This window comes from Streptomyces sp. NPDC006691 (assembly GCF_042869955.1).
Classification (GTDB): Bacteria; Actinomycetota; Actinomycetes; order Streptomycetales; family Streptomycetaceae; genus Streptomyces.
Genome location: NZ_JBIAGW010000002.1, coordinates 504,390 through 526,075 on the forward strand (window position 1 = coordinate 504,390; position 21,686 = coordinate 526,075).

The window sequence follows — 21,686 nt, forward strand, 5'->3', positions numbered from 1 at the left end:
GTCGGGGCCGTCTTCGGAATCGCCCGCCGTCCGACGCGCCGAGATCGCGATGCCCGCCTCGTCGGGGACTTGCTGCTGATCGTCGGGGCCGGGCCGCGCAAGGGAAGGAGGGAACGTGCGAATCGATCTGCTCACCCGTGAATACCCGCCCGAGGTCTACGGCGGAGCCGGCGTTCACGTGGCGGAGCTGACGCGAGGTCTTCGCCGGCTCGCGGATGTGCGCGTGCGGTGCCTGGGAACGGCCAGAACGGAACCGGGGGTCACGGCTTACCAGCCGCCGGCGCATCTCGCCGCCGCCGACGCCGCGCTGGGATTTCTCGGGGCGGACGCGGTGATGGCCGGTGACTGCGCCGGGGCGGACGTCGTGCACAGCCACACCTGGTACGCGAACATGGCCGGGAACCTCGCAAGCCTGCTGCACGGCGTCCCGCACATCATGACGCTGCACAGCCTGGAGCCACTGCGCCCCTGGAAAGCCGAACAACTCGGCGGGGGCTACGCCCTGTCGTGCTGGATGGAGCGCACCGCCGTGTGCTCCGCCTCGGCCCTCGTCGCGGTGTCCGCCGCGATGCGCGAGGACATCCTGCGGGTGTATCCGGAGGTCGAGCCCGAGCGGGTGCACGTCATCCACAACGGCATCGACCCCGAGGCCTACCGGCCGGACCCGCGCCCGGACGCGCTGGAGCGGTACGGCATCGACCCGGATCGGCCCATCGTGCTGTTCGTCGGCCGCGTCACCCGGCAGAAGGGCCTGCCGCATCTGCTGCGGGCCGCGTTCGGTCTGCGCTCCGACGTCCAGCTGGTGCTGTGCTGCGGGCAGCCGGACACACCCGAGATCGCCGCCGAGGTCGCGGCACTCGTCGAGGAACTGCGCGCCGTACGCACCGGGGTCTTCCGCATCGACGGGATGCTGGACCAGGACTCGGTGCGTCAACTGCTCACCCGTGCCACGGTGTTCGTGTGCCCGTCGGTCTACGAGCCGATGGGCATCGTGAACCTGGAGGCGATGGCCTGCGGCACTCCGGTCGTGGCCTCCGCGGTCGGCGGCATCCCCGAGGTCGTCGACGACGGGGTGACGGGACGGCTCGTCGCCTTCGAGGCCCGTCCCGACGCCACGGGCGAGCCGGTCGATCCCGACAAGTTCGCGGCCGGGCTCGCCGACGCCGTGGGCGACCTGATCGAGGACCGGGGCCGCGCCGCCGCCTTCGGCGCCGCGGGCAGGGCGCGGGCGGTGGAGCACTTCTCCTGGGACAAGGTGGCCGAGCGGACCCTGGAGGTCTACCGCGGCGCGGCCCGGACCCATCAGGGGTGAACTCTCAGCGCACCGGGGGGTGTTCCTCCGGCTCGGAGTCGAGCCGGAGGGACGCACCCTCGGTGCCGTGGGGGAAGTGGCAGGCGGCGGTGTGCCCGGCGAGCGGGTCCGCGCCGACCGGCACGGGCGTCTCCCGCTCGCAGCGCGTCCGCTCCACGCCGAGCGCCGCGTACACCGGGCAGCGCCCGCGGAAGCGGCAGCCCGCCGAGCGTTCGGCCGCGCCCGGTGGCTCGCCCGGCAGCACGATCCGCGCGCGGGCCCGTTCGGCCGGCGGATCGGGCAGCGGCACCGCCGAGAGCAGGGCCCGGGTGTAGGGGTGGCGCGGCCGGTCGAAGACGTCGGCGACCGATCCGCTCTCCACGGTCCGGCCCCCGTACATCACCACCACCCGGTCGGCGATCTGGCGCACCACCGCGAGATCGTGGGTGACGAACAGACAGGCCGGGCCGTGTTCCTCGCGCAGGCGGCGCAGCAGATCGAGGATGCCCGCCTGCACCGACACGTCGAGCGCGGACACCGGCTCGTCCAGGAGCAGCAGTTCGGGTCCGACGGCGAGCGCCCGGGCGAGCGCTATGCGCTGGCGCTGGCCACCCGAGAACCGGTGCGGGCGGCGCTCCGCGTCGGCGGCCTCCAGGCCCACCCGGCGCAGGAGTTCGGGCACTCGCGCGGCGATGGCGTCCTGGGGGAACCGCTGGGCGCGCAACGGCTCCGCGACGAGGTCGGCGACGCGCATGCGCGGATCGAGGCTGGCCATCGGGTCCTGCACCAGGATCTGCACGGAGCCGCGCAGCCTGCGGACATCGGAACGGCTCAGCGCGGACGTGTCGTACCCGGCGATCTCGATCGACCCGGACTCGGGAGGACCGAGCGCGATGATCTCCATCAGCGTGCTGGTCTTGCCCGACCCCGACTCACCCACCAGGGCCACCGTCTCGCCCCGCCGCACCTCCAGGTCCACCCGCTCCACGGCGAGCCGGGTCCCCGCGGGGCGTCTTCGCAGCCGGGCGGCGGGCCGGCCGGGGAGCGGATGGGACTTGGCGAGGCCCGTGACGCGGAGGAGCGGGGCGCCGCCCGGGGGGACGCGGCGCGGCGGGGCCGAGGTGGGGAAGAGGTCGGCGGCGGACCGCCCCGCGAGGGCGCCGGGGCGGACACAGGCCGCCAAGTGGCCCTGGGGGCCGTCGAGTTCGGGCTCCGCTTCGAGGCAGTCCGCCGTGGCGAGCGGGCAGCGCGGGGCGAACGCGCAGCCGGGCCCGGCACTGCCCGGGGCGGGCGGGGCGCCGGGTACGGGAGTGAGCGGCACGGCCACGTCCAGGCGGGGCACCGAGCCGAGCAGACCGAGGGTGTAGGGCATGCGCGGGGCGGCGAACAGGGCGTCCACCGGCGCGGTTTCGACGATGCGTCCCGCATACAGGACGGCCACCCGGTCGGCCGTGCCCGCGATCACCCCCAGGTCGTGGCTGACCAGGAGCAGGGCGGCGCCGGTGGCCCGGCGGGCGCTGTCCAGGGCGTCCAGGACCTGCGCCTGCACCGTGGCGTCGAGGGCGCTGGTCGGTTCGTCGGCCACGATCACATCGGGGTCGTTGGCGATCGCCATGGCGATCATGGCGCGCTGGCGCAGCCCCCCGGACAGTTCGTGCGGATACGAACGCGCGACGCGGACCGGGTCGGGGACCCGTACGCCCTCCAGGAGTTCCAGAACGCGACGGCGCGCGGACTCCCGGTCGGGGCGCGGCCGTTGGTGGATCCGCAGGGCCTCGCCGATCTGGTCGCCGACGCGCTGGGCCGGGTTGAGCGCGGCGAGCGGATCCTGGAACACCATCGCGATGCGGCGGCCGCGCAGCCCGGCGAGTTCACGCACCGGCAGCCCGATCAGCTCGGTGCCGAGCAGCCGGGCCGAGCCGCTGGTCCGGGCGCCCGGCGGCAGCAGCCCGAGCAGGGCCAGCGCGGTCGCGGTCTTGCCCGCCCCGGACTCGCCCACCAGACCCAGGACTTCACCGCGCCGCAGCGAGAAGTCGACCCCGCGCACGACGGGCAGCGCGGCGCCGGACGCGTCCGCGTACGACACGCGCAGATCGCGGACGTCGAGCACCGTGGGGGCCGTCATCGCAGGGCCGCCGCCCGGTCGGAACCCAGGTCGAGGACGTCCCGCAGCGCGTCGCCCACCAGGTGCACCGCCAGGACGAAGACCAGCAGCAGGCCGGCGGGGAAGAAGAACATCCAGGGGCAGGTCAGGGCCACATCGGTGCCCGAGGCGATGAGCGTGCCGAGCGACACGTCCGGCGGCTGCACGCCGAACCCGAAGTAGGACAGGCCCGTCTCGCCGATCACGGCGGCGGCCACGGCGACGGTCGCGTCCGTGATCAGGAACGAGGCGAGGTGCGGCAGGACGTGCCGCACGATGATCCGGAACGGGCTCACGCCCATGTGCCGCGCGGCGGCGACGAAGGGCCGCTCCCGCAGGGACAGGGTCATGATCCGCACCGCCCGTGCCGTGATCATCCAGCCGAGCGCGGCGAGCAGTCCCGCGAACGCGGGCCAGCCGAGGCCGCGCAGCCGGGGCGCGAGCAGCACCAGGAGCAGGAAGCCGGGAATGACCAGCATCAGGTCGACCACGAACATCAGCACCCGGTCGACCCAGCCGCCGAAGTACCCCGCGCAGCTGCCGAACGCCGCCCCGAGCGCCGTGCTGACCAGGGCCACCAGGGCGCCGATGAGCAGCGACTTCTGGAGCCCGCGCACGGTCTGGGCGAACACGTCCTGCCCGATCCGGCTGGTGCCCATCCAGTGGTCGGTGCTCGGAGCGCCGCGCAGTGCCGTGTAGTCGATGTCGGTGTAGCTCCAGCCGGTCAGATGCGGGCCCGCGTACGCCAGCAGGAACAGGCCCGCGATCAGCGCCAGGCCCGTCAGGGCCCGGGGGGAGCGCAGCAGTGACCGGCCGACGGTGGCACCCCGGCCGCGCAGCACGGTCGCCCCGGCGCTCACCGGGCCCGCACCCTCGGGTCGAGCACCGCGTGCAGGACGTCCGCGACGAAGCCGGCGAGCAGCACGGTCACCGCCGCGAACAGGTTGACCGCGACCACCGCGTTGATGTCGCCCTTCTGCGCGGAGTCCATGAACCAGCTGCCCATGCCGGGCCAGCCGAAGATCTGCTCCGTGAACACGGCCCCCGTGAACAGGGTCAGGAAACCGAACGAGAAGAAGGTGGTCAGCGGGATCAGTGAGGTGCGCAGCCCGTGCCGCAGCAGTGCCCGGCCCGGCGTGAGCCCCTTGGCCTGCGCGGTGCGCAGATGGTCGGAGCCGAGGACGTCGAGCGTGGCGGCCCGCTGGTAGCGGCTGTAGGAGGCGATCGCGCACAGGGCGACCGTGGCCGCCGGGAGCGCGAGGTGCACCGCCCGGTCCTTGAGGTGGGTGGCGAGCGAGCCGGTCAGGCCCGGGGTGCGCTCGCCGGTGTAGCGGATGACGGTGTGGCCGGCGCTCTGGTTGAACCAGAGGGCGCCCTCCTTGAAGAGCAGCGCGAGTACGAACGTGGGCACCGAGAGGACGAGGAAGGAGAACACGGTCAGCGCCCGGTCGGGCAGCCGGTGGCGGCGCACCGCGGCCCACAGACCGGCGAGCACGCCGAGCCCGGTGCCCACCAGGGTGCCGACGAGGAGCAGCCGGGTGGACACCCCGATCCGGCGGCCGAACTCGGCGTTCACCGTGTCCCCGTCGACGGTGCGCCCGAGGTCGCCGTGGACCGCCCGCCACGACCAGTGCCCGAAGCGCTCCAGGACCGGTGTCCGGTCGTCGGTGCCGAGCAGCGCCAGTTCGTGGTTCACCGTCGCGGCCGAGGGGCGCGGCTGGCGGTCCTCGAAATAGGCGCGCGGGCTCAGGGCCGCGGAGGCGATGACGTACGAGAGGAAGACCGCGCAGAGCAGCAGCAGCACGGTGTGGGCGAGGCGCTTGGACAAGCGGCCGACCAAGGTTTCTCCTCAAGCGGGGCGCGGGCGTGGACAGTTCACCGGGCTGACAGGCTGCAATGTTAAGGTCCGTGCCATAAATCGCAGATCAGTTCGGCTAATTGACGCTATGTCAGAACGGGGGCTGGAGTGTCTCGGTTACGTCGGGTGCGGATGTTGGCGGCGCTGATCACGGCAACGGCGCTGACGCTGGCCGGGTGCACGGCCGCGCCCCATCGCACACAGTCCCCGCGGGCGATGAGCGTTCCGGCCTCCGGAACCGAGGACATGGGCCGCGAACCGCCGCAGAACCTCCGCCAGGGCGGCACCCTGACCCTCGCCACCTCCCAGTGGATCACGCAGTACAACGTGAACCAGGCCGCCGGAACGATCGGCGAGGCCCTGGAGATCGACAGCCTGGTCGAGCCCCAGCTGTTCCGCCGCGACGCCAAGGGCGTCCCGCACGCCGACCCCGACTATCTGCTCTCCGCCACCGTCACCACGTCATCGCCGCAGACGGTCACCTACCGGCTGAACCCGCGCGCCCGCTGGTCCGACGGAAAACCGCTGGGCGTCGCCGACTTCGAGGCCCAGTGGAAGGCCCTCGGCCGCGGCGACGACCGCTATCTGGTGGCCGACCCCTCCGGGTACGACCAGATATCGGACGTGCGCCAGGGCGCCGACCCCAGCGAGGTGCGGGTCGTCTTCCGCTCCCCGTACGCCGACTGGCAGCGCCTGTTCGACCCGCTCTTCCCGGCGTCCGCCACCAGCACGCCCGAGCAGTTCAACGACGGCTGGCGGGCCCGGATCCCGGTCACCGCCGGCCCGTTCAGGATCGCCTCGATGGACCGGACGACCCAATCCGTCACGGCCGTGCCCGACCCGGCCTGGTGGGGCACCAGGCCCCGGCTCGACAAAGTGGTCTTCCGCACCCTGCTCCCCGCCGCCGCACTCCAGGCGTACCTCAACGGCGAGATCGACGCCGTGAACGCGGCCACCGCCGAGGCGTACCAGCAGCTCAAGTCGGCCCCGAACAGCACCGTGCGGATCGGCTCGGCCTGGGACGAGGTGCACGTCAGCCTCAACGGGGCGGGCGGTCCGCTCCAGGACATCGACGTCCGCCACGCCGTTCAACAGGCAGTCAACAGAAAGGCGTTGGCGGACGTCGCGGCCGAGGGGCTGCCCGTCGGGGTGCCGCTGCTCGGCAATCACATCTTCATGACCAACCAGCCCGGATACGCCGACAACTCCGGCCAGTGGGGCAGGTTCGACCCCAAGGCGGCCGGACAGCTCCTGGACAAGGCGGGCTGGACGTCGCCCGGCGCGGGCCGGACGCGGGTCAAGGGCGGCCAGAGCCTCAAGCTGCGGTTCGTGATCGCGGAGTCCACCAACCGGCTCGGCCTGGACCTCGCCCAACTCCTCCAGCAGATGCTCCAACAGGTGGGCATCGCGGTGGAGATCCAGAAGGTGCCGGCCGACGACTACGGCCCCAAGTACCTCGACCTCGGCAACTTCGACCTGGCGATCTTCCGCTTCACCGACCTCACCTACCCGAGCCAGGCCCAGGCGATCTACCGGCTGCCGCGCGGTGCCCAGAGCTTCCAGAACTACGGCCGGATCTCGGACCCCACCCTCGACAGCCTCCTCAAGCAGGCGTCCGGCACGCTCGACCGTGCCGCCGCGGCCCGCCTCTACAACCAGGCGGACGTGGAGATATGGAAGCTCGGACACGACGTCGAGCTCTACCAGCGCCCCCAGATGACGGCGGTCCGCAAGGGCCTCGCCAACTTCGGGGTGGCCGGTCTCGGCGATGTCGACTTCGCCGCCATCGGCTGGACCAAGTAGCCCCGGCCGTCCGCCGGACCCCGACTGGGCCCGGCGGACGGCCGGTTGGAACGTGCCGGGGGCGTCAGGCGCCCTGACCGCTCAGCCACTCCTCCTCGCTGTGCCGGCTCAGCGCGTCGAAGGCGAGCGCCGCCGAGGCGAGGGTGACGTGGTGGTGCCAGCCGCGGAACGAGCGGCCCTCGAAGTCACCGAGCCCGAAGTCCTCCTGGAGCCTGCGCAGCCCGTCCGCGGACAGACTGCGCAACTGCGCCAGCGGGATCGCCTCGGCGAGGCGGCGGGCCGGCAGATTGGTCAGCCAGTAGGCACGCGGCGTGGGCCGGCCGTACGGCCAGTCCGTCACCAGGTGCCGGGGCCGCTGCCGGTGCGCCGAGTGCTGCGCCCCCTCCGAGCAGAGCAGCGCCGGAGCGGACAGGAACTGCGAGCGCCGCATCCGCTCCGTCGTCCGGTCGTGCCAGGCGATCGGGGTGCGCTCGTCCCGGCGCGCCACGTGCTCGGCGAGCTCGGTCACCGTCCCCCGGGTCGCGGGGGAGGCGGCGTGCGGTCGCGGCAGGGTGACCCCGGTGCTCGGGGACACCTCGATCAGATAGCCGTGACCGCGCGCCTCCAGCCCCCGCAGCAGGGGCTCCACATCGCTCTCGCAGCGCCAGTCGGCGAGCACCGGCTGCGGCTCCAGGAGCCACTCCTCGGTCATCTCGTCGAGCGCCTCCAGGACATAGCTCCAGCGCGGCCGGCAGTGCTCCTCCGCCGGCAGGTGGGCCTGACCGCGCAGCCGCTCGTCCCGGTCCCAGCGCTGGGGGAGCAGCAGCCGCCAGTTCACCGGCAGGCCGCCCCCGGTGCCCACCAGTGAAGTGGCGTACGCCAGCTGGCAGTTGACGGTGCGCTCCTGGGACGGCGCGTACTGGCGGGCCACCCCCACCGAGCGGTCACCGTTCTTGGCGAACACCACCTCGTCGACGGCCCACGCCTCGGTCCGGAACACCGCGCCCGTCCGCTCGGCGATCCTGCGGCGGACCGGCCCCGAGTCCCACGGGCTCTGGTGCACGAACTGCTGGAGCTGCTGCACGGCCCGGTGCCCCAGGACGTGCTCGGAGATCCGGGTGGGTGTCTTGCGGCCCGGTACGTCGAGCAGGCCGCGCAGATACACCTCGCCCCAGCGTCTTTGGTCCGAGCGCGTCAGCGCGACGAACAGGTCCTGGCAGTAGGCGGCGAAGTCCGCCGTCGCAGGAGCCCTGCGGGCCTCGGAGAGTTGGAGGATGGATGACACGGTGCCCCCGGATGTGTCCGAATCGATCGGTGACGCTGGAAGCCAGCGGACGGATGAGGTCATTCATGGGCGCACTCGTCGCCGCCTTCGAGCAGGAAGGCATCGGTGGCGAGCAGGGCGTCGGCGACGTCCGGCAGGGTGCAGCCCACGATCACGAAGTCGGCGTCGAGCCCCGCCTTCGTGCGCTGGAAGAGCAGCTCGTTGATGGCGGGCCGGCACATCTCGGTGACCTGGCACAGGTGGAACTCCACCCGCTGCGGCTGCGCGGCCATGACCTCGCCCAGGATGCGGCGGAACTTCTCCAGCTCGGCCGCGTCGATGACGCCGTCGCAGCGGATGTGCGCGGTGTCCCCGTCGAACTCGGTGCGCATCCGCAGCCGCATCTGCGCCGGCTCCAGCTCGACGCGCACCCGCACCGGCACGTCCCCCTCGGGCAGCTGGACGGTGAGTTCCTTATTGTCGAAGCGGTGGTACGGCACCCCGTCCACCCACACCCGGGTCAGCTCCACCGAACCGGCCGGCAGCAGATCGGGCGCCACCCGCAGCACGCGCTCCGGCAGATCGCACGGGCGCGGCCGGAAGTGCAGGGTGAGCGGGTCGTTGCTGATCAGCAGGCCCGTGTAGACGGCCGCCAGATAGCAGAGTTCGAGCGAGTGGTAACCGGCCATGGCGTGGCTGCCCTTGAGCCGCTCGGTGCCGAGCAGATACGGGATGCCGTTGGCCAGGACGTTGAAGTAGACCCCGCCGTCCTGGTAGTCGAGGAAGAAGGCGTTGTAGAACGCGGCGGCCTCACGGGCCAGGCGCAGCTGCTCGGGGTCGCCCGAGGTGCCGGCCAGGATCAGATAGGCGAGGATCGCCTGCTCCTGCTGCCACCACGCCTTGCGGTCGTGCCACACCATGCGGTGGATGCCGCTGTCCGGGTCGGGGCGCCGCTCCACCACGTCGTACCAGCCGCCGCGCAGCTGATCGCTGCCCACGGCCGGCATGATCTCGGCGATCCGGTCGGCGGTGACGCCGTACTCGGTCTTGTCGTGCAGCGCCTTGATGCGGGTCAGGTTCCAGGCGATCTTCAGGTTGTGCCCGACCACGGCCCGGTCCTGCTGCCAGCCCCAGGTGCGGTCCGGGCTCCAGTCGGCATGGAAGCGCTCCTGCACGAACGGGCTGGTCTCCTCGTCCGGGAAGCGCTCCACGATGGTGTCCGCGGTCTCTTCGAGGAGCGCCGCGAAGTCCTCGCGCCCGGTGGCGAGATAGGCGTTGATCAGGTACGCGGGGGCGTGGTCGCCCACCGAGTTCCAGTTCTTGCGGGACCGGTTGCGGCCCAGCGAGTCCGCGTTCGGGTCGAGAGTGATCGGGTCCAGGTGCGAGAAGAACCCGCCGAGGGCGCGGTCGCGGAAGTAGCGCTCGAACAGGGCCACCGTGCCGTCGATGTCGTTCAGGATCCGCGGGTCGCCGGTGATGCGGTACGTCTGGGTCGGCCCGGCCAGCGCGTAGATCTGCTCGTACATCGGGATCGCGTCGAAGTCGTCGCCGAACTCCGAGGCGAACACCTTGCGCTGGCCACTGCGGGTCACGTCGATGCCGTGGTACCAGTAGATGATCCCGTCCTGCGCGTCGGTGACCCGCATGTGCTCGCGCAGATACTCGGTACCGCTCTCGGCGGCCTCCAGGAACCGGTCCTCACCGGTCAGCAGGTACGCGGTCGACAGGCCGTACACGAGCCGCGAGATGGTGTCGGTCTCCTGGCGCACATCGGCGCCGTCGAAGTCGGGCAGATGCGTGCCGCTCAGCGTCAGATGGGTGCGGAAGTTGCGCCAGTCGTACGTGCCGTCGGGGAAGTGCCCGCGCAGATAGAAGTCGGCGACGGCGGCGGCCTGTTGGACCCACCACGCCGGGTGCTCGAAGACGTAGGAACCGCGGCTCTCCTCGGGGAAGGTGATCTCCTTCGCCTCGAACCGCTCACCGCCCTCCCACTGGTAGGTGATTCCGTAGGCGAACAGGTAGCGGCCCTCGGCGAGCATGTCCTGGGTGTTCGCGGTGGTGTCGCGGTAGTCGTCACCGAGGTTGCGCACGATGCGCGAGGAGACATTGCGGGGCAGGTGGACGGTGAATTCCCGGTCGTCCGAGGTGCGCAGACCGAAACGGTGCTGGGTGGGGCTGTAGTACGTGACGTAGCCCGCCAGGGTGTCGGAGAACGTGCGGCGTTCGGCAGATCCACTCATCGAGAGGTGCCCTTCTCGTCAGGCAGGGCCGCCAGCAACACGACGCTGCGGCCGTGGGCATGGAAGGTGTAGTCGTCGATCAGCTCCTCTTGTCCGGCGGGGAGGATGTCGTACGGACCGGGGCGCGCGGTGTCGAGCACGCGGTGCCAGCGTCGGCCGCGGATCCGGGGCAGCTCGAAGTCCAGGCCCAGGTGGTACATGTTCAGCATCAGATGCAGGTCGGGGTCCTGGTTGAAGCCGCCGAGCGTGCAGGCCAGGACCCGGGCGTGGGTGTCCTCCCAGCCGGGCTGCTCCAGTCGGGTGCCGTGCCAGGTGACATCGGGCAGCAGACGGGAGTTGAGGTGTCCGTTGTAGAAGCGCGGTTCACGGAAGGTGCGGTAGCGCCTGCGCAGTTCGATCAGTCGTCGGGTGAAGTTCCAGGTCTCCTGCTCCTTGTCGGCCTGGTCCCAGTCGAGCCATGACGTCGGGTTGTCCTGGCAATAGGCGTTGTTGTTGCCTCCCTGGCTGTTGCGGAACTCGTCACCGGCGAGCAGCATCGGCACGCCGCGGCTGAGCATCAGCACGGCGAGCAGGTTCTTCATCTGCCGCACCCGCAGCCGCTCGACCTCGGGGTCGTCGGTGGGACCCTCGACGCCGCAGTTCCAGCTGAAGTTCTCGCCGGCCCCGTCGGCCCCGGCCTCACCGTTGGCGTGGTTGTGCTTCTCGTCGTAGCTGACCAGGTCGTTGAGGGTGAAGCCGTCGTGGCAGGTGATGAAGTTGATGCTGTTGGTGGGGAGTTCCTGCTGGGGTCCGAACAGGTCCTCGGAGCCGCCGATCCGGGCGGCTATGTCCCCCACGAGCCCGGCGTCGCCGCGCACGAAGCGCCGCACATCGTCCCGGAAGGGGCCGTTCCACTGCGCCCACCGCTTCCCCGGGAAACGGCCGACCTGATACAGGCCGCCACCGTCCCACGGCTCCGCGATGATCTTGGTCTCGGCCAGCACCTGGGACAGCTCGATCGCCCACAGGACCGGCGGCACCGCCATCTCGTACCCGAGCGCGCCACGCGACAGCTCGGAGGCGAGGTCGAAGCGGAACCCGTCCACATGGTGCTCGCGGACCCAGTACTCCAAGGATTCCAGGATGAACTTGGTGACCATGGGGTGGTTGGCGTTGACCGCGTTCCCGCAGCCGGTGAAGTCCATGTAGTGGCTGCGGTCCTGCGGCCACAGGTGGTAGTACGCCTCGTTGGCCTGGCCGCGGAAGCTGATGGTGGGCCCGTACTCGTTGCCCTCACTGGTGTGGTTGAAGACGACGTCGAGGATGACCTCGATGCCCGCCTTGTGGAACGCCTTGACCATGTCGCGGAACTCCGCGATGTGGCCGGCGAGATGGGGCTCGGAGCAGTAGCCGGTGTGCGGGGCGAAGAACCCGTACGGGTCATAGCCCCAGTAGTTGTGCAGCTCGCTGCCGTCCGGGCCGGTGCGCAGCACCTGGGTCTCGTCGAAGTCGAAGACGGGCAGCAGCTCCACCGCCGTGATCCCGAGCCTCTGGAGGTGCGGGATCTTCTCCGTGAGGGCGGAGAAGGTGCCCGGGTTCTCGGCGCGCGAGGTCGGCGAGGCGGTCGCGCCCCGCACGTGGAGCTCGTAGATGACCGTCTCCGACATGGGGGTGCGCAGCGGCTGGTCGCCCTCCCAGTCGTAGTCGTCGAGGTCGACGACCAGACTGCGCATGGAGTGCGCGACGTTGTCGTCCAGACCGATGGCCTGGGTGCGTTGCCAGCGGCTGTTGATGTTGGCGCGGGCATAGGGGTCGAGCAGCACCTTGCGGTGGTCGAAGCGGGCACCCGACCGGCTGGTGTCGTGCGGCCCGTCCATCCGGTACGCGTACACCTGCCCGGCGCCGAGCCCGCGGACGTGACAGTGCCAGAAGTGGAAGCTGCGGTGGCGGTCGGGGTGCAGCTGGATGGTCCGGGAGGGCTCGGGATCGTCGCACTTGTCGAACAACAGCAGGTCCACGCGCGTGGCGTGCTCGGAGAAGACGGAGAAGTTCACCCCGTCGGCGTCGACCGTGGTCCCCAGTGGCTGCGGCCGTCCTGCGGTGATCTGCGGCGCCTCGGTCACGGATGCCTCCCTGGTCTGTTGACTCGACTGACTCGACGTCAAGCGGATGGTCAAGCAATGGCCCGGTCGGGGACCGGATCCAGTAACCGGCGGCCGCCGGACTCGCGGGCCGGCTCGTCGGAGCGGAGCCGGGCGAAGAGGGGCTCCCAGTCGGCGGGGCCGCTGCCGGGCTCGCTGCGCATCTCGAAGGTGACTCCGCGCGCGGACGGGCAGTACAGCGCCTGCACGCACGCCTCGGCGACGTCCCGGCGGGAGACGTAGCCGTCCCTGCGGTCACCCTGTTCGAGGGTGATGCGCGCGTCCCCGTCCAGATCGGTCAGCCAGCTCGGCCGCACGACCGTGTACGGCAGGCCCGACAGGCGCACCGCGTCCTCGCCGGCCAGGCGCCAGTCCAGCATCCGGCCGTAGGCGTTCATCGGGTGGTCCCTGCGGGTCACATAGCGCTGGCTCACCAGGACGAACTGCGGGAGCACGGGCCCGCCGTAGGCCGCGCCCAGCGCGTTGCGGACCCCGGTGTGCAGGGTGGACTCGGGGCTGTCGGGGCCGGCCGGATCGGTGCCGGGCTCCACGGTGTAGACGATCGCGGAGCAGCCGCGCAGCGGAATGCGCAGCGTCTCCGGTTCGCGGACGTCCCCGAGGAAGAACTGGGCCGGCTCCGGCACGTCCCGGCCGCGCTCGACGCTGCGGCCGACGACGCGCACCGCCTCGCCGCGGTCGAGCAGCCGTTGCGTTATGAGCCGGCCGACCCGGCCGGTACCGCCTATCACTGCGATCGGACTGTTCACGGAAGTCTCCTGAAAGAGCATCAGATCGGTCGATCGGTCAGGGAGTTGGGGCAGGCCTTCGGGTCAGACCCACTGGAGGATGTCGTCGGAGCTGGTGAGCTGCGTCCCGGCGGGCAGCCCCGACACGGCCGGCACGCGCAGCCGCGGATAGACGCTCACCCCGGACAGGCGGGTGCCCGGCCACAGATGGGCGCCGTCGCCGACGGCCGAGTGGTCGTCGAGCCGGACCGGGCTTCGCTGCTCGGAGTGCACATGGGCCATCGGCCCGATGTAGGAGTCGCTGATCTGCGCGTACGCTCCGACCACCGCGGCATCGCCGAGTGCGGCGCGATGCAGGTGGACGCCCTCGTGCACATCGACGCCGTCCCCGATGTCGGTGTACTGGAGGCGGACGCCGGCGCCGATCTCGGCATGGCGGCCGATGCGCACCCCGGGGCCGATGACGACGCTGCCGTCGGCGATCTTCTGGGCGAGCGTGGTGCCGGTGACGTTGTCCTTGGTGCGCAGGCTGGTTTCGTGGATCCAGTACCGGGGCTCCACGCTGAGCGGGCTCTCCATCGCCCGGTTCATCTGCGGGTACTCGCCGGTGAGCACCTCGCCGAGGGTGGTGAGGTAGTCCCCGATGCTGCCGAGGTCGCCGAGCCGCCCGATCCGTCCGACGGCCACCGGCAGGTCGTGGCCGACCAGCCAGGGCAGCAAGTCGGCGCCCCAGTCCAGGCGTTGCTGGGCCAGTCGGATCAACTCCGGGTTGCGGGCGGCCAGTCGGAGCCTGCCGCAGTCGATGAGATACATGCCGGCGCTGGTGGCGATGGTGCGCGCCTCGGGCGTGGCGAGCGCCTCGGGGAAGAGGTGCTCGATCAGCTGGAGCCGCGGCTTCTCTACGAAGCCGGAGATCAGCCCCTGGTCGGTGGTGCGCATGACGCCGTACTTGCCCGCGGTCTCCAGCGGGGTGCGGGTGACGGCCGCGACGGTGACCAGGGCGTCGGTCGCGGTGTGGGTGGCGAGCAGCCGGTCGAGCGAGAAGTCGAACAGCGAGTCGACCGGCATGACGAGCGCGGGCCCGGTGAGGTCCCACTGCTCCAGGTTGTGCAAAGTGGCGGCGCCCGAACCGACGTTGTACTGGTCGAACCGGGACCGCGAGTAGTTGATCTCGACCCCGTACCGCTCCCCGTGTCCGAGTACGAGTTTGATCTGGCTCCGGTTCTCCATGCCCTGGGCCACCACGTAGAAGCGGCGGATGCCCTGTTCGCGGCAGGCCTCGACGATCCACTCGATGAGCGGCTTGCCGGCGAACGGGATGAGTGCCTTGCTGCGGATGTAGTCGGCGGACTGCAGGGTTATGGGCTTCGCCCGTTCCCCCCGGCCGCCCGCCAGGATGATTCCGGCGGTGCTGTCGTCCCCCATCGTGTCCTGCCTCCTCGGCTCACTTTGCGACTCCACAAATTCAACAGTGGCAGTCATCTTGAGTCAAGTAACAAGTAAACTTTGCTGGTTGGGGGCGGTATGGCGATGCCCGGACCTGCTGGGAGGGTGATACCGGTGGGGCGGGAGTGAGGGGCGTGACGGATGGTCGGAGCCCTCGATCGAATCCGGCCCCGATGGCTCACCCCGACCGGTCCCCGCCGACGCCTCGCGCCGCGCCCGCCTTCACTTCCGGTCGTCTCCCGTCACATCTGACGGGCGATCATGTTCCTTTACCAGTAAGCCCGTTGGTCATTTCGACGGGTGTGCCTACCCTGGAGTACGCCTGAGGGGGGAGACGCATGAGCGGACGAATCGAGCGTGCCCGGTCCAGTGGGCGGCCACCCGAGACGGGCAAGGGCGAGCGGCTCGCCGACTGGGCCGACGGCCGCCTGGGCATCCACGCCCTCGCGAAGGCCAATATGCGCAAGATCTTTCCGGACCACTGGTCGTTCATGTTCGGCGAGATCTGCCTCTACAGCTTCCTCATCCTCATCCTGACCGGCGTCTATCTGACCCTGTTCTTCGAGCCGAGCGGCGTCGAGGTCGTCTACCACGGCTCGTACGTGCCGCTGAACGGCGTCCGGATGACCCGGGCCTACGAGTCCGCCGTGAACATCAGCCTGGACGTACGCGGCGGCCTGCTCATCCGGCAGATCCACCACTGGGCGGCGATCGTCTTCGTCGCCGGGCTGCTCGCGCACATGATGCGGGTGTTCTTCACCGGCGCCTTCCGCAAGCCGCGCGAGGTCAACTGGCTGTTCGGCTGGACGATCCTGATGCTGGCCCTGATCACCGGGCTCACCGGCTACTCGCTCCCCGACGACATGCTCTCCGGCACCGGCATCCGCTTCGCGCAGGGCGCGATCCTGTCCATTCCGGTGATCGGCACCTATCTTTCGTTCTTCCTGTTCGGCGGCGAGTTCCCGGGGCACGACATCATCTCGCGGCTCTACCCGGTGCATGTGCTGCTGCTTCCGGGCATCATGCTCGGCCTGGTCGTCGCCCATCTGATCCTCGTCTTCCACCACAAACACACCCAGTTCGCCGGACCCGGAAGGACCGAGAAGAACGTGGTGGGTGCGCCGTTCCTGCCCGTCTACCTGGCCAAGGCCGGCGGTTTCTTCTTCCTGGTGTTCGGGGTGCTCTCCCTCATGGGCGCGGTCGCCACCATCAACCCACTCTGGGCGATCGGCCCCTACCGGCCCGACCTGGTGTCGACGGGAGCGCAGCCGGACTTCTACCTCGGCTTCTCCGAGGGCCTGATCCGGGTGATGCCCGGCTGGGAGATCAACGCGTGGGGGCACACCCTCCAACTCGGGGTGTTCATCCCGTTCGCGCTCTTCCCGCTGATCATGCTGGCGATCGCGGTCTACCCCTTCGTCGAGGCGTGGATCACCGGCGACAGACGCGAACACCACATCGCGGACCGGCCCCGGAACGCCCCCGTCCGCACCGCCCTCGGGGTCGCCTGGCTGGCGCTGTACGCGGTGCTGCTCGTCGGCGGCGGCAACGACCTGTGGGCCACCCACTTCCAGGTGTCGATCAACGCCATCACCTGGTTCGTGCGGATCGGGTTCTTCGTGGTGCCCGCCCTGGCCTTCGTGGTCACCAAACGTCTCTGTCTGGGGCTTCAGCGCCGCGACCGCGACAAGGCGCTGCACGGGCGGGAGTCCGGAATCGTCAAGCGCCTGCCCCACGGCGAGTACGTGGAGGTCCACAACCCGCTCACGCAGGCCGAGTTGTACACGCTCACCGCTTACGAACAGCCCCGGCCCTACGTACTGGGGCCCACCGTCGACGCCAACGGTGTGACGCGCAGACCGCGTCCCTCCGACCGGCTGCGGGCGCGCCTCGCGCAGGCCATGTACGGTCCCGGCAGCCAGATTCCCAAGCCGACGGCCGAGGAGTACCTGGAACTCGGCCGGGGCGACGGCCACCACTGACCCGCCCAGGTCGCCCAGGTGTCCAGGTCGCCCAGATGTCCAGGTCCCCAGGCGGCCCGGAGGCTCGCGTCACGGCCGGGGCGCCGTGGCTACCCGTACGCCAGCGGGTCGGCGAGGACCCTGCGCACCACGCGGGCCGCGGCACCCCGGGCCGCGTCCCCGGCGAGCGAGGAGGCGCGCAGCCGGCCGCTGCCGGGGGCCCAGAGGCCGGACACGGCCCGACGGGTCAGCTCGCGGTCGGCGGCGGGCGCGAGCCAGGGCATCAGGCTGCGGTAGATGCCGCCGAGCACCACCGCCTCCGGGTCGAAGAGGTTGACGGCGCCGGACAGGACGACTCCCAGGGTCCGGCCGGCCTCGGCCAGCGCGCCGAGAGCGCTTTCATCGCCCGCCCGGGCCCGGCGTTCGAGCTCGGCGACGCCCGGAACCCCGGCATCCTCGTCCAGGCCCGCGGCCCGTAGCAGCGCCAGCTGGCCCGCGTACTGCTCCAGACACCCCTGGGAGCCGCAGCGGCAGGCGGGGCCCCGCGGGTCGACCACCGTGTGCCCGATCTCCCCGGCGAAGCCGTGGGCGCCGCGCAGCAGTTCCCCGCCGACGACCAGCGCCCCGCCCACGCCGATCTCCCCGGTCAGATACAGGAAGTGTGCCACCCGCTCCTCCGGAGCCCCGAACCACAGCTCGGCGAGCGCCGCCAGATTGGCCTCGTTGTCCGAACTGACCGGAAGGGGCGGGGAGTCGGGACGAAACCGGCCGAGCGCGCCGCTGAACAGCTGCTCGGCCTCGACCTGGTTCCACCCCAGGTTGGGGGCCTGGCGCACGGACCCCTGCGAGACGAGGCCCGGCAGCGCGAGCTCCGTGCCGACCGGGTGCAGCTCCTGCTCGGCGGCGGATTCCAGGGCGCGGGCGGCGATCCGGGCCGCCCGTTCCAGTACGTCGGCCGGTGGTTCGCGCCGGTTGTCCAAGTGCTCGGTCAGGCGCACCCGGTCCGTACCCGCGAGGTCCACCACGCAGACCGAGACGTAGTCGACATTGACCTCGACCCCCGCACCGGCGGGCCCGGTGCGGGCCGGAGTCAGCATGGTGCCCGGCCGCCCGGCCTGCCCGCTGAACGACTTGCCGGACTCGGTGAGGAACCCGCCCCGGATCAGCTGATCGGCGAGCGAGGACACGGCGGCCCTGGTCAGACCGGTACGGGCGGCGGCACCGGCCCGACTGAGAGCGCTCTCGTCGTGGACGGCCCGCAGCACCAGGCTGAGGTTGTGCCGACGCACGGTGTCCTTGTCGGCCTTGGGTGCGAGCGGGGCGGGCCGGCCGCGCGAAGTCGATTGGTCGTCCATATCAACGACGAGCCTAATCCCAGCCCGCGGCGCAGAGGAGACCGAAGTGCGCCGGGTGCGGGTGCGGGTGCCGGTGCGGGGGAGGGGGCGTAGCCGGGAGCGCTCTCGGGCGGCCGGTGCGGGTTTGCGGAAGCGCTCTCGGGTGGGCGAGGCGGGTTTCCGGAAGCGCTCTCGGGCGGCTGACGTCGGGCCGGGGGTGCTCGGGGGTGCTCCGGGGAGATCTGGGGACGGCAGGTATCCATCACCTGGTGAAATGCGGAGCGGCCCGTTACCAGCCCATGGACCGTTCTTGCCCTCCCTTTTCATTCCGCGCATTCACGCTCCGGACATTTGCGAGCCCGTACCCGATATCCCTCTGCCCTCAATTCCCTTGTATTGGCGAAAGGTTGACCCCTTCGGTGGAGAGTGGCGCGTGGCCCGTCAGTAGGGTCGGCCGTATGCCCCCCAATCGTCCGGCGCTCCCGGTCCTTCCCTATCGCAAGCCCAAACTCGGCCGGGATTACTGGGTGTTGGACGATGTGCTGCCCAACGTCGACGAGGTGCGTGCGCGTTGTGTGGCCAAGGACGACTGGGTCGAGGGATATCCGCACAAGCCCGAATCCTGGCCCGGCCTCCGCACCATGCCCGGCCTCGCGCCGGCCGAGCTCGCCCGGGTGGAACGCCTGGTCAAGCAGCACACCGGCGCCAAGGAACTCTGGCAGGCCACCGCCCCCGGCGGCGCCACCCTCAACCACAACTGCATTCAGGTCGTCGGCGCCGGTGAGAGCGAGCCGCGTCCGCATACCGACTCCCGGGCGCTGTGCCGATTCGCGGCGGTGCTCTATCTCAACCCGAAAGCGCCCAAGGACTGCGGAACCAGCTTCTACCGGCAGAGCCTGCCCGGCGGCGTACTGGGCGGCAACATGGTCACCGCGCCGCACAACAACCTGGTCGAGGCGCTCGGCACGCGCTTTGTTCCCCCGGACTCCTTCACGGAGGACGTACGCGTCGCCCACCGCTACAACCGGCTGCTCCTCTACACCGCCAACACCATGCACAGCGCCACCGGATACTGCGGCAGCACCATCGATGACAAACGCATGACCGCGGTCTTCTTCTGGATGGCATGAACCGCACGGCATGAACCGGATGGTATGAACCGGATGGCGTGAGCCGCATGGCATGAGCGGAAAGTCCGGATACGTCGCCGCGCGGGGCAGAAGGGTCGGCTCGGGGTTCCTGCGGGGGTTTCCGTCGAGGTTCTTGTCGGGGCTTCCGTCGGGGTTCCTGTTCGTTCGACGTACCGCCGAACGTCACAGTGACGACATGGGGTCTTTCGCGGCCCAGGGTGTTCTTGATACACCCCTCTCGCCCCCTTGTTCCCTCACGCTTGCAGAGGCCCCCACTCATGGCTGAACTCAACCGGCGCCGGTTCATGCAGCTCGCGGGCGGCACCGCCGCTTTCGCCGCGCTCTCGCAGAGCATCGCGCGGGCCGCCGCCATCCCCGCCGCGGGCAGCACCGGCACCATCCAGGACGTCGAGCACATCGTCGTCCTGATGCAGGAGAACCGTTCGTTCGACCACTATTTCGGTTCCCTCAAGGGTGTTCGCGGCTATGGCGACCCGCGGCCCGTCACGCTGCCCAGTGGCAAGTCGGTCTTCCACCAGGTCGGCGCGGGCAAGGAAGTGCTGCCCTTCCGGCCGGCGGCGGACAAGCTCGGCCTCCAGTTCATCCAGGACCTGAACCACGACTGGACCGGCAGCCACAAGGCGTTCAACAACGGCAAGTACGACCAGTGGATCCCCGCGAAGACGTCCACCACGATGGCGTACCTCACGCGCGAGGACATCCCCTTCCACTACGCGCTCGCCGACTCCTTCACCATCTGCGACGCCTACCACTGTTCGTTCATCGGCTCCACCGACCCGAACCGCTACTACATGTGGACCGGCTACACGGGCAACGACAACACCGGTGGCGGCCCGGTCCTGGGCAACGACGAGAAGGGGTATGGCTGGACCACATACCCCGAGCGCCTGGAGAAGGCCGGCGTCTCCTGGAAGATCTACCAGGACACCGGCGACGGCCTGGACGCGGCCGGCGGCTGGGGCTGGATCAGCGACGCCTACCGGGGCAACTACGGCGACAACTCGCTTCTCTACTTCAACAGTTACCGCAACGCCAAGGCGGGCGACCCGCTGTTCGACAAGGCGCGCACCGGCACCAGCGCCAAGAACGGCGACGGCTTCTTCGACATCCTCAAGGCCGACGTCAAGGCGGGCACCCTGCCCAAGGTCTCCTGGATCGCCGCCCCCGAGGCCTTCACCGAGCACCCCAACTGGCCCGCGAATTACGGCGCCTGGTACATCTCGCAGGTCCTGGACGCGCTGACCTCCAACCCGGCGGTATGGGCCAAGACGGCGCTGTTCATCACGTACGACGAGAACGACGGCTTCTTCGACCATGTGGTCCCGCCCTATGTGCCCGCCAACGCCAACCAGGGCCTTTCGACGGTCGCGACCGGGCCGGACTACTTCCCGGGCAACGCGAGCTACGCGGCCGGCCCCTACGGGCTCGGCCAGCGCGTGCCCATGCTCGTCGTCTCGCCGTGGAGCACCGGCGGCTACACCTGCTCCGAGACCTTCGACCACACTTCGATCATCCGGTTCATGGAGCGCCGCTTCGGTGTGCAGGAGCCCAACATCTCGCCCTGGCGGCGCGCGATCTGCGGCGACCTGACCTCGGCGTTCGACTTCAGCCGCACCAACTCCGCGGCCCCGGGCCTGCCCTCGACGACGGCGTACATCCCGCCGGACCACAACCGGCACCCCGACTTCGTGCCGGTGCCGCCCGCGACCGGCACCCTGCCCAAGCAGGAACGCGGCACCCGGCCGACCAGGCCGCTGCGCTACGCGCCGTTCGTGGACGGCTCGGCGAACGTGAGCACCGGCAAGTTCACGCTCACCTTCGGTGGCGGAGCATCGGCCGGGGCGCAGTTCCTCGTCACCTCGGCCAACCGTACGGACGGCCCGTGGACGTACACCACCGAGGCGGGGAAGACGATCTCCGACGCCTGGAACACGACGTATTCGAGCGGGACCACCAACCTGAGCGTCTTCGGTCCCAACGGGTTCCTGCGCACCTTCCAGGGTCCCGGCAAGACGGCGGGCCCCGAGGTCACCGCCCGGCACAACGCGGGAACGGGCAACCTCGACCTCACCATGACGAACGCGGGCAAGGCCACCGTCCACCTGAAGGTCACGAGTGCGGCGGCCTACGGGGGAGCGACCCAGACCTTCACGGTGGCGGCCGGTGCCACCGTCAAGTTCACCGTCGACCTGCGCGCGGGGAAGAGCTGGTACGACGTGTCGGTGACCTCCGACGCCGACGCCACCTTCCTGCGCCGCTTCGCCGGACACGTCGAGACCGGCGCGTCCGGCGTGAGCGATCCGGCGCTGATCACCGTCTGACCTGTACCTGTACCTGTACCTGTACCTGT

At 70.5% G+C, this 21,686-nt stretch carries 14 protein-coding genes; 5 read left to right on the top strand and 9 right to left on the bottom strand.

Features of this window, described 5'->3' with window-relative positions; genetic code table 11:
* Positions 1-115: 115 nt before the first annotated feature.
* Complete coding sequence (glgA, locus tag ACFYNP_RS05730) at positions 116-1,312, top strand: glycogen synthase (protein ID WP_388782947.1); 1,197 nt, start codon at positions 116-118, stop codon at positions 1,310-1,312.
* A gap of 4 nt (positions 1,313-1,316) precedes the next feature.
* Here glgA and ACFYNP_RS05735 read toward each other — a convergent pair whose 3' ends face one another.
* From ACFYNP_RS05735 to ACFYNP_RS05745, 3 genes are read right to left on the bottom strand one after another with little or no spacing between them, the layout of a single operon-like run.
* On the bottom strand, positions 1,317-3,416 hold the full coding sequence (locus ACFYNP_RS05735; RefSeq protein WP_388782950.1) for a dipeptide ABC transporter ATP-binding protein: 2,100 nt from the start codon (positions 3,414-3,416) through the stop codon (positions 1,317-1,319).
* Entirely contained in the window at positions 3,413-4,294 is an 882-nt protein-coding gene (locus ACFYNP_RS05740; protein WP_388404270.1) for an ABC transporter permease, read from the bottom strand. Before ACFYNP_RS05740 ends, ACFYNP_RS05735 begins: the two co-directional genes overlap by 4 nt.
* Positions 4,291-5,274, bottom strand: a complete 984-nt coding sequence (locus ACFYNP_RS05745) for an ABC transporter permease (RefSeq protein WP_388782953.1) — start codon at positions 5,272-5,274, stop codon at positions 4,291-4,293. The genes ACFYNP_RS05740 and ACFYNP_RS05745 overlap by 4 nt, the downstream gene beginning before the upstream one ends.
* 234 nt (positions 5,275-5,508) lie before the next feature.
* Here ACFYNP_RS05745 and ACFYNP_RS05750 point away from each other — a divergent pair, with 234 nt between their 5' ends.
* Positions 5,509-7,095, top strand: coding sequence for an ABC transporter family substrate-binding protein (locus tag ACFYNP_RS05750; protein ID WP_388782956.1), 1,587 nt, complete (start codon positions 5,509-5,511; stop codon positions 7,093-7,095).
* Between the two features lie 64 nt (positions 7,096-7,159).
* On the opposite strand, the gene ACFYNP_RS05755 is transcribed toward ACFYNP_RS05750, so the two are convergent.
* The 5 genes from ACFYNP_RS05755 to ACFYNP_RS05775 all read right to left on the bottom strand — a co-directional run bounded on the left by ACFYNP_RS05755 (position 7,160) and on the right by ACFYNP_RS05775 (position 14,869).
* Positions 7,160-8,359 carry an IS701 family transposase gene (locus ACFYNP_RS05755; protein ID WP_388782958.1) on the bottom strand — a complete coding sequence of 400 codons (1,200 nt, stop codon included), beginning with the start codon at positions 8,357-8,359 and terminating at the stop codon, positions 7,160-7,162.
* A gap of 59 nt (positions 8,360-8,418) precedes the next feature.
* On the bottom strand, positions 8,419-10,578 hold the full coding sequence (locus ACFYNP_RS05760; RefSeq protein ID WP_388782960.1) for an AGE family epimerase/isomerase: 2,160 nt from the start codon (positions 10,576-10,578) through the stop codon (positions 8,419-8,421).
* On the bottom strand, positions 10,575-12,680 hold the full coding sequence (gene glgX, locus ACFYNP_RS05765; RefSeq protein ID WP_388404284.1) for a glycogen debranching protein GlgX: 2,106 nt from the start codon (positions 12,678-12,680) through the stop codon (positions 10,575-10,577). Before glgX ends, ACFYNP_RS05760 begins: the two co-directional genes overlap by 4 nt.
* Positions 12,681-12,730: 50 nt before the next feature.
* Entirely contained in the window at positions 12,731-13,465 is a 735-nt protein-coding gene (locus tag ACFYNP_RS05770) for an SDR family oxidoreductase (RefSeq protein ID WP_388404287.1), read from the bottom strand.
* A gap of 63 nt (positions 13,466-13,528) precedes the next feature.
* Positions 13,529-14,869, bottom strand: a complete 1,341-nt coding sequence (locus tag ACFYNP_RS05775; RefSeq protein ID WP_388404289.1) for a sugar phosphate nucleotidyltransferase — start codon at positions 14,867-14,869, stop codon at positions 13,529-13,531.
* Between the two features lie 359 nt (positions 14,870-15,228).
* Between ACFYNP_RS05775 and ACFYNP_RS05780 the strand changes: the two genes are divergently transcribed.
* Positions 15,229-16,872 (top strand): cytochrome bc complex cytochrome b subunit, encoded by a 1,644-nt coding sequence (locus ACFYNP_RS05780; protein ID WP_388782962.1) that lies wholly within the window; start codon positions 15,229-15,231, stop codon positions 16,870-16,872.
* Positions 16,873-16,961: 89 nt separating this feature from the next.
* On the opposite strand, the gene ACFYNP_RS05785 is transcribed toward ACFYNP_RS05780, so the two are convergent.
* On the bottom strand, positions 16,962-18,206 hold the full coding sequence (locus ACFYNP_RS05785) for an ROK family protein (protein WP_388404295.1): 1,245 nt from the start codon (positions 18,204-18,206) through the stop codon (positions 16,962-16,964).
* Positions 18,207-18,643: 437 nt separating this feature from the next.
* Here ACFYNP_RS05785 and ACFYNP_RS05790 point away from each other — a divergent pair, with 437 nt between their 5' ends.
* Positions 18,644-19,315 carry a DUF6445 family protein gene (locus ACFYNP_RS05790; protein WP_388404298.1) on the top strand — a complete coding sequence of 224 codons (672 nt, stop codon included), beginning with the start codon at positions 18,644-18,646 and terminating at the stop codon, positions 19,313-19,315.
* A gap of 278 nt (positions 19,316-19,593) precedes the next feature.
* Positions 19,594-21,657 (top strand): phosphocholine-specific phospholipase C, encoded by a 2,064-nt coding sequence (locus ACFYNP_RS05795; protein ID WP_388782965.1) that lies wholly within the window; start codon positions 19,594-19,596, stop codon positions 21,655-21,657.
* The last annotated feature ends 29 nt before the right edge of the window (positions 21,658-21,686 follow it).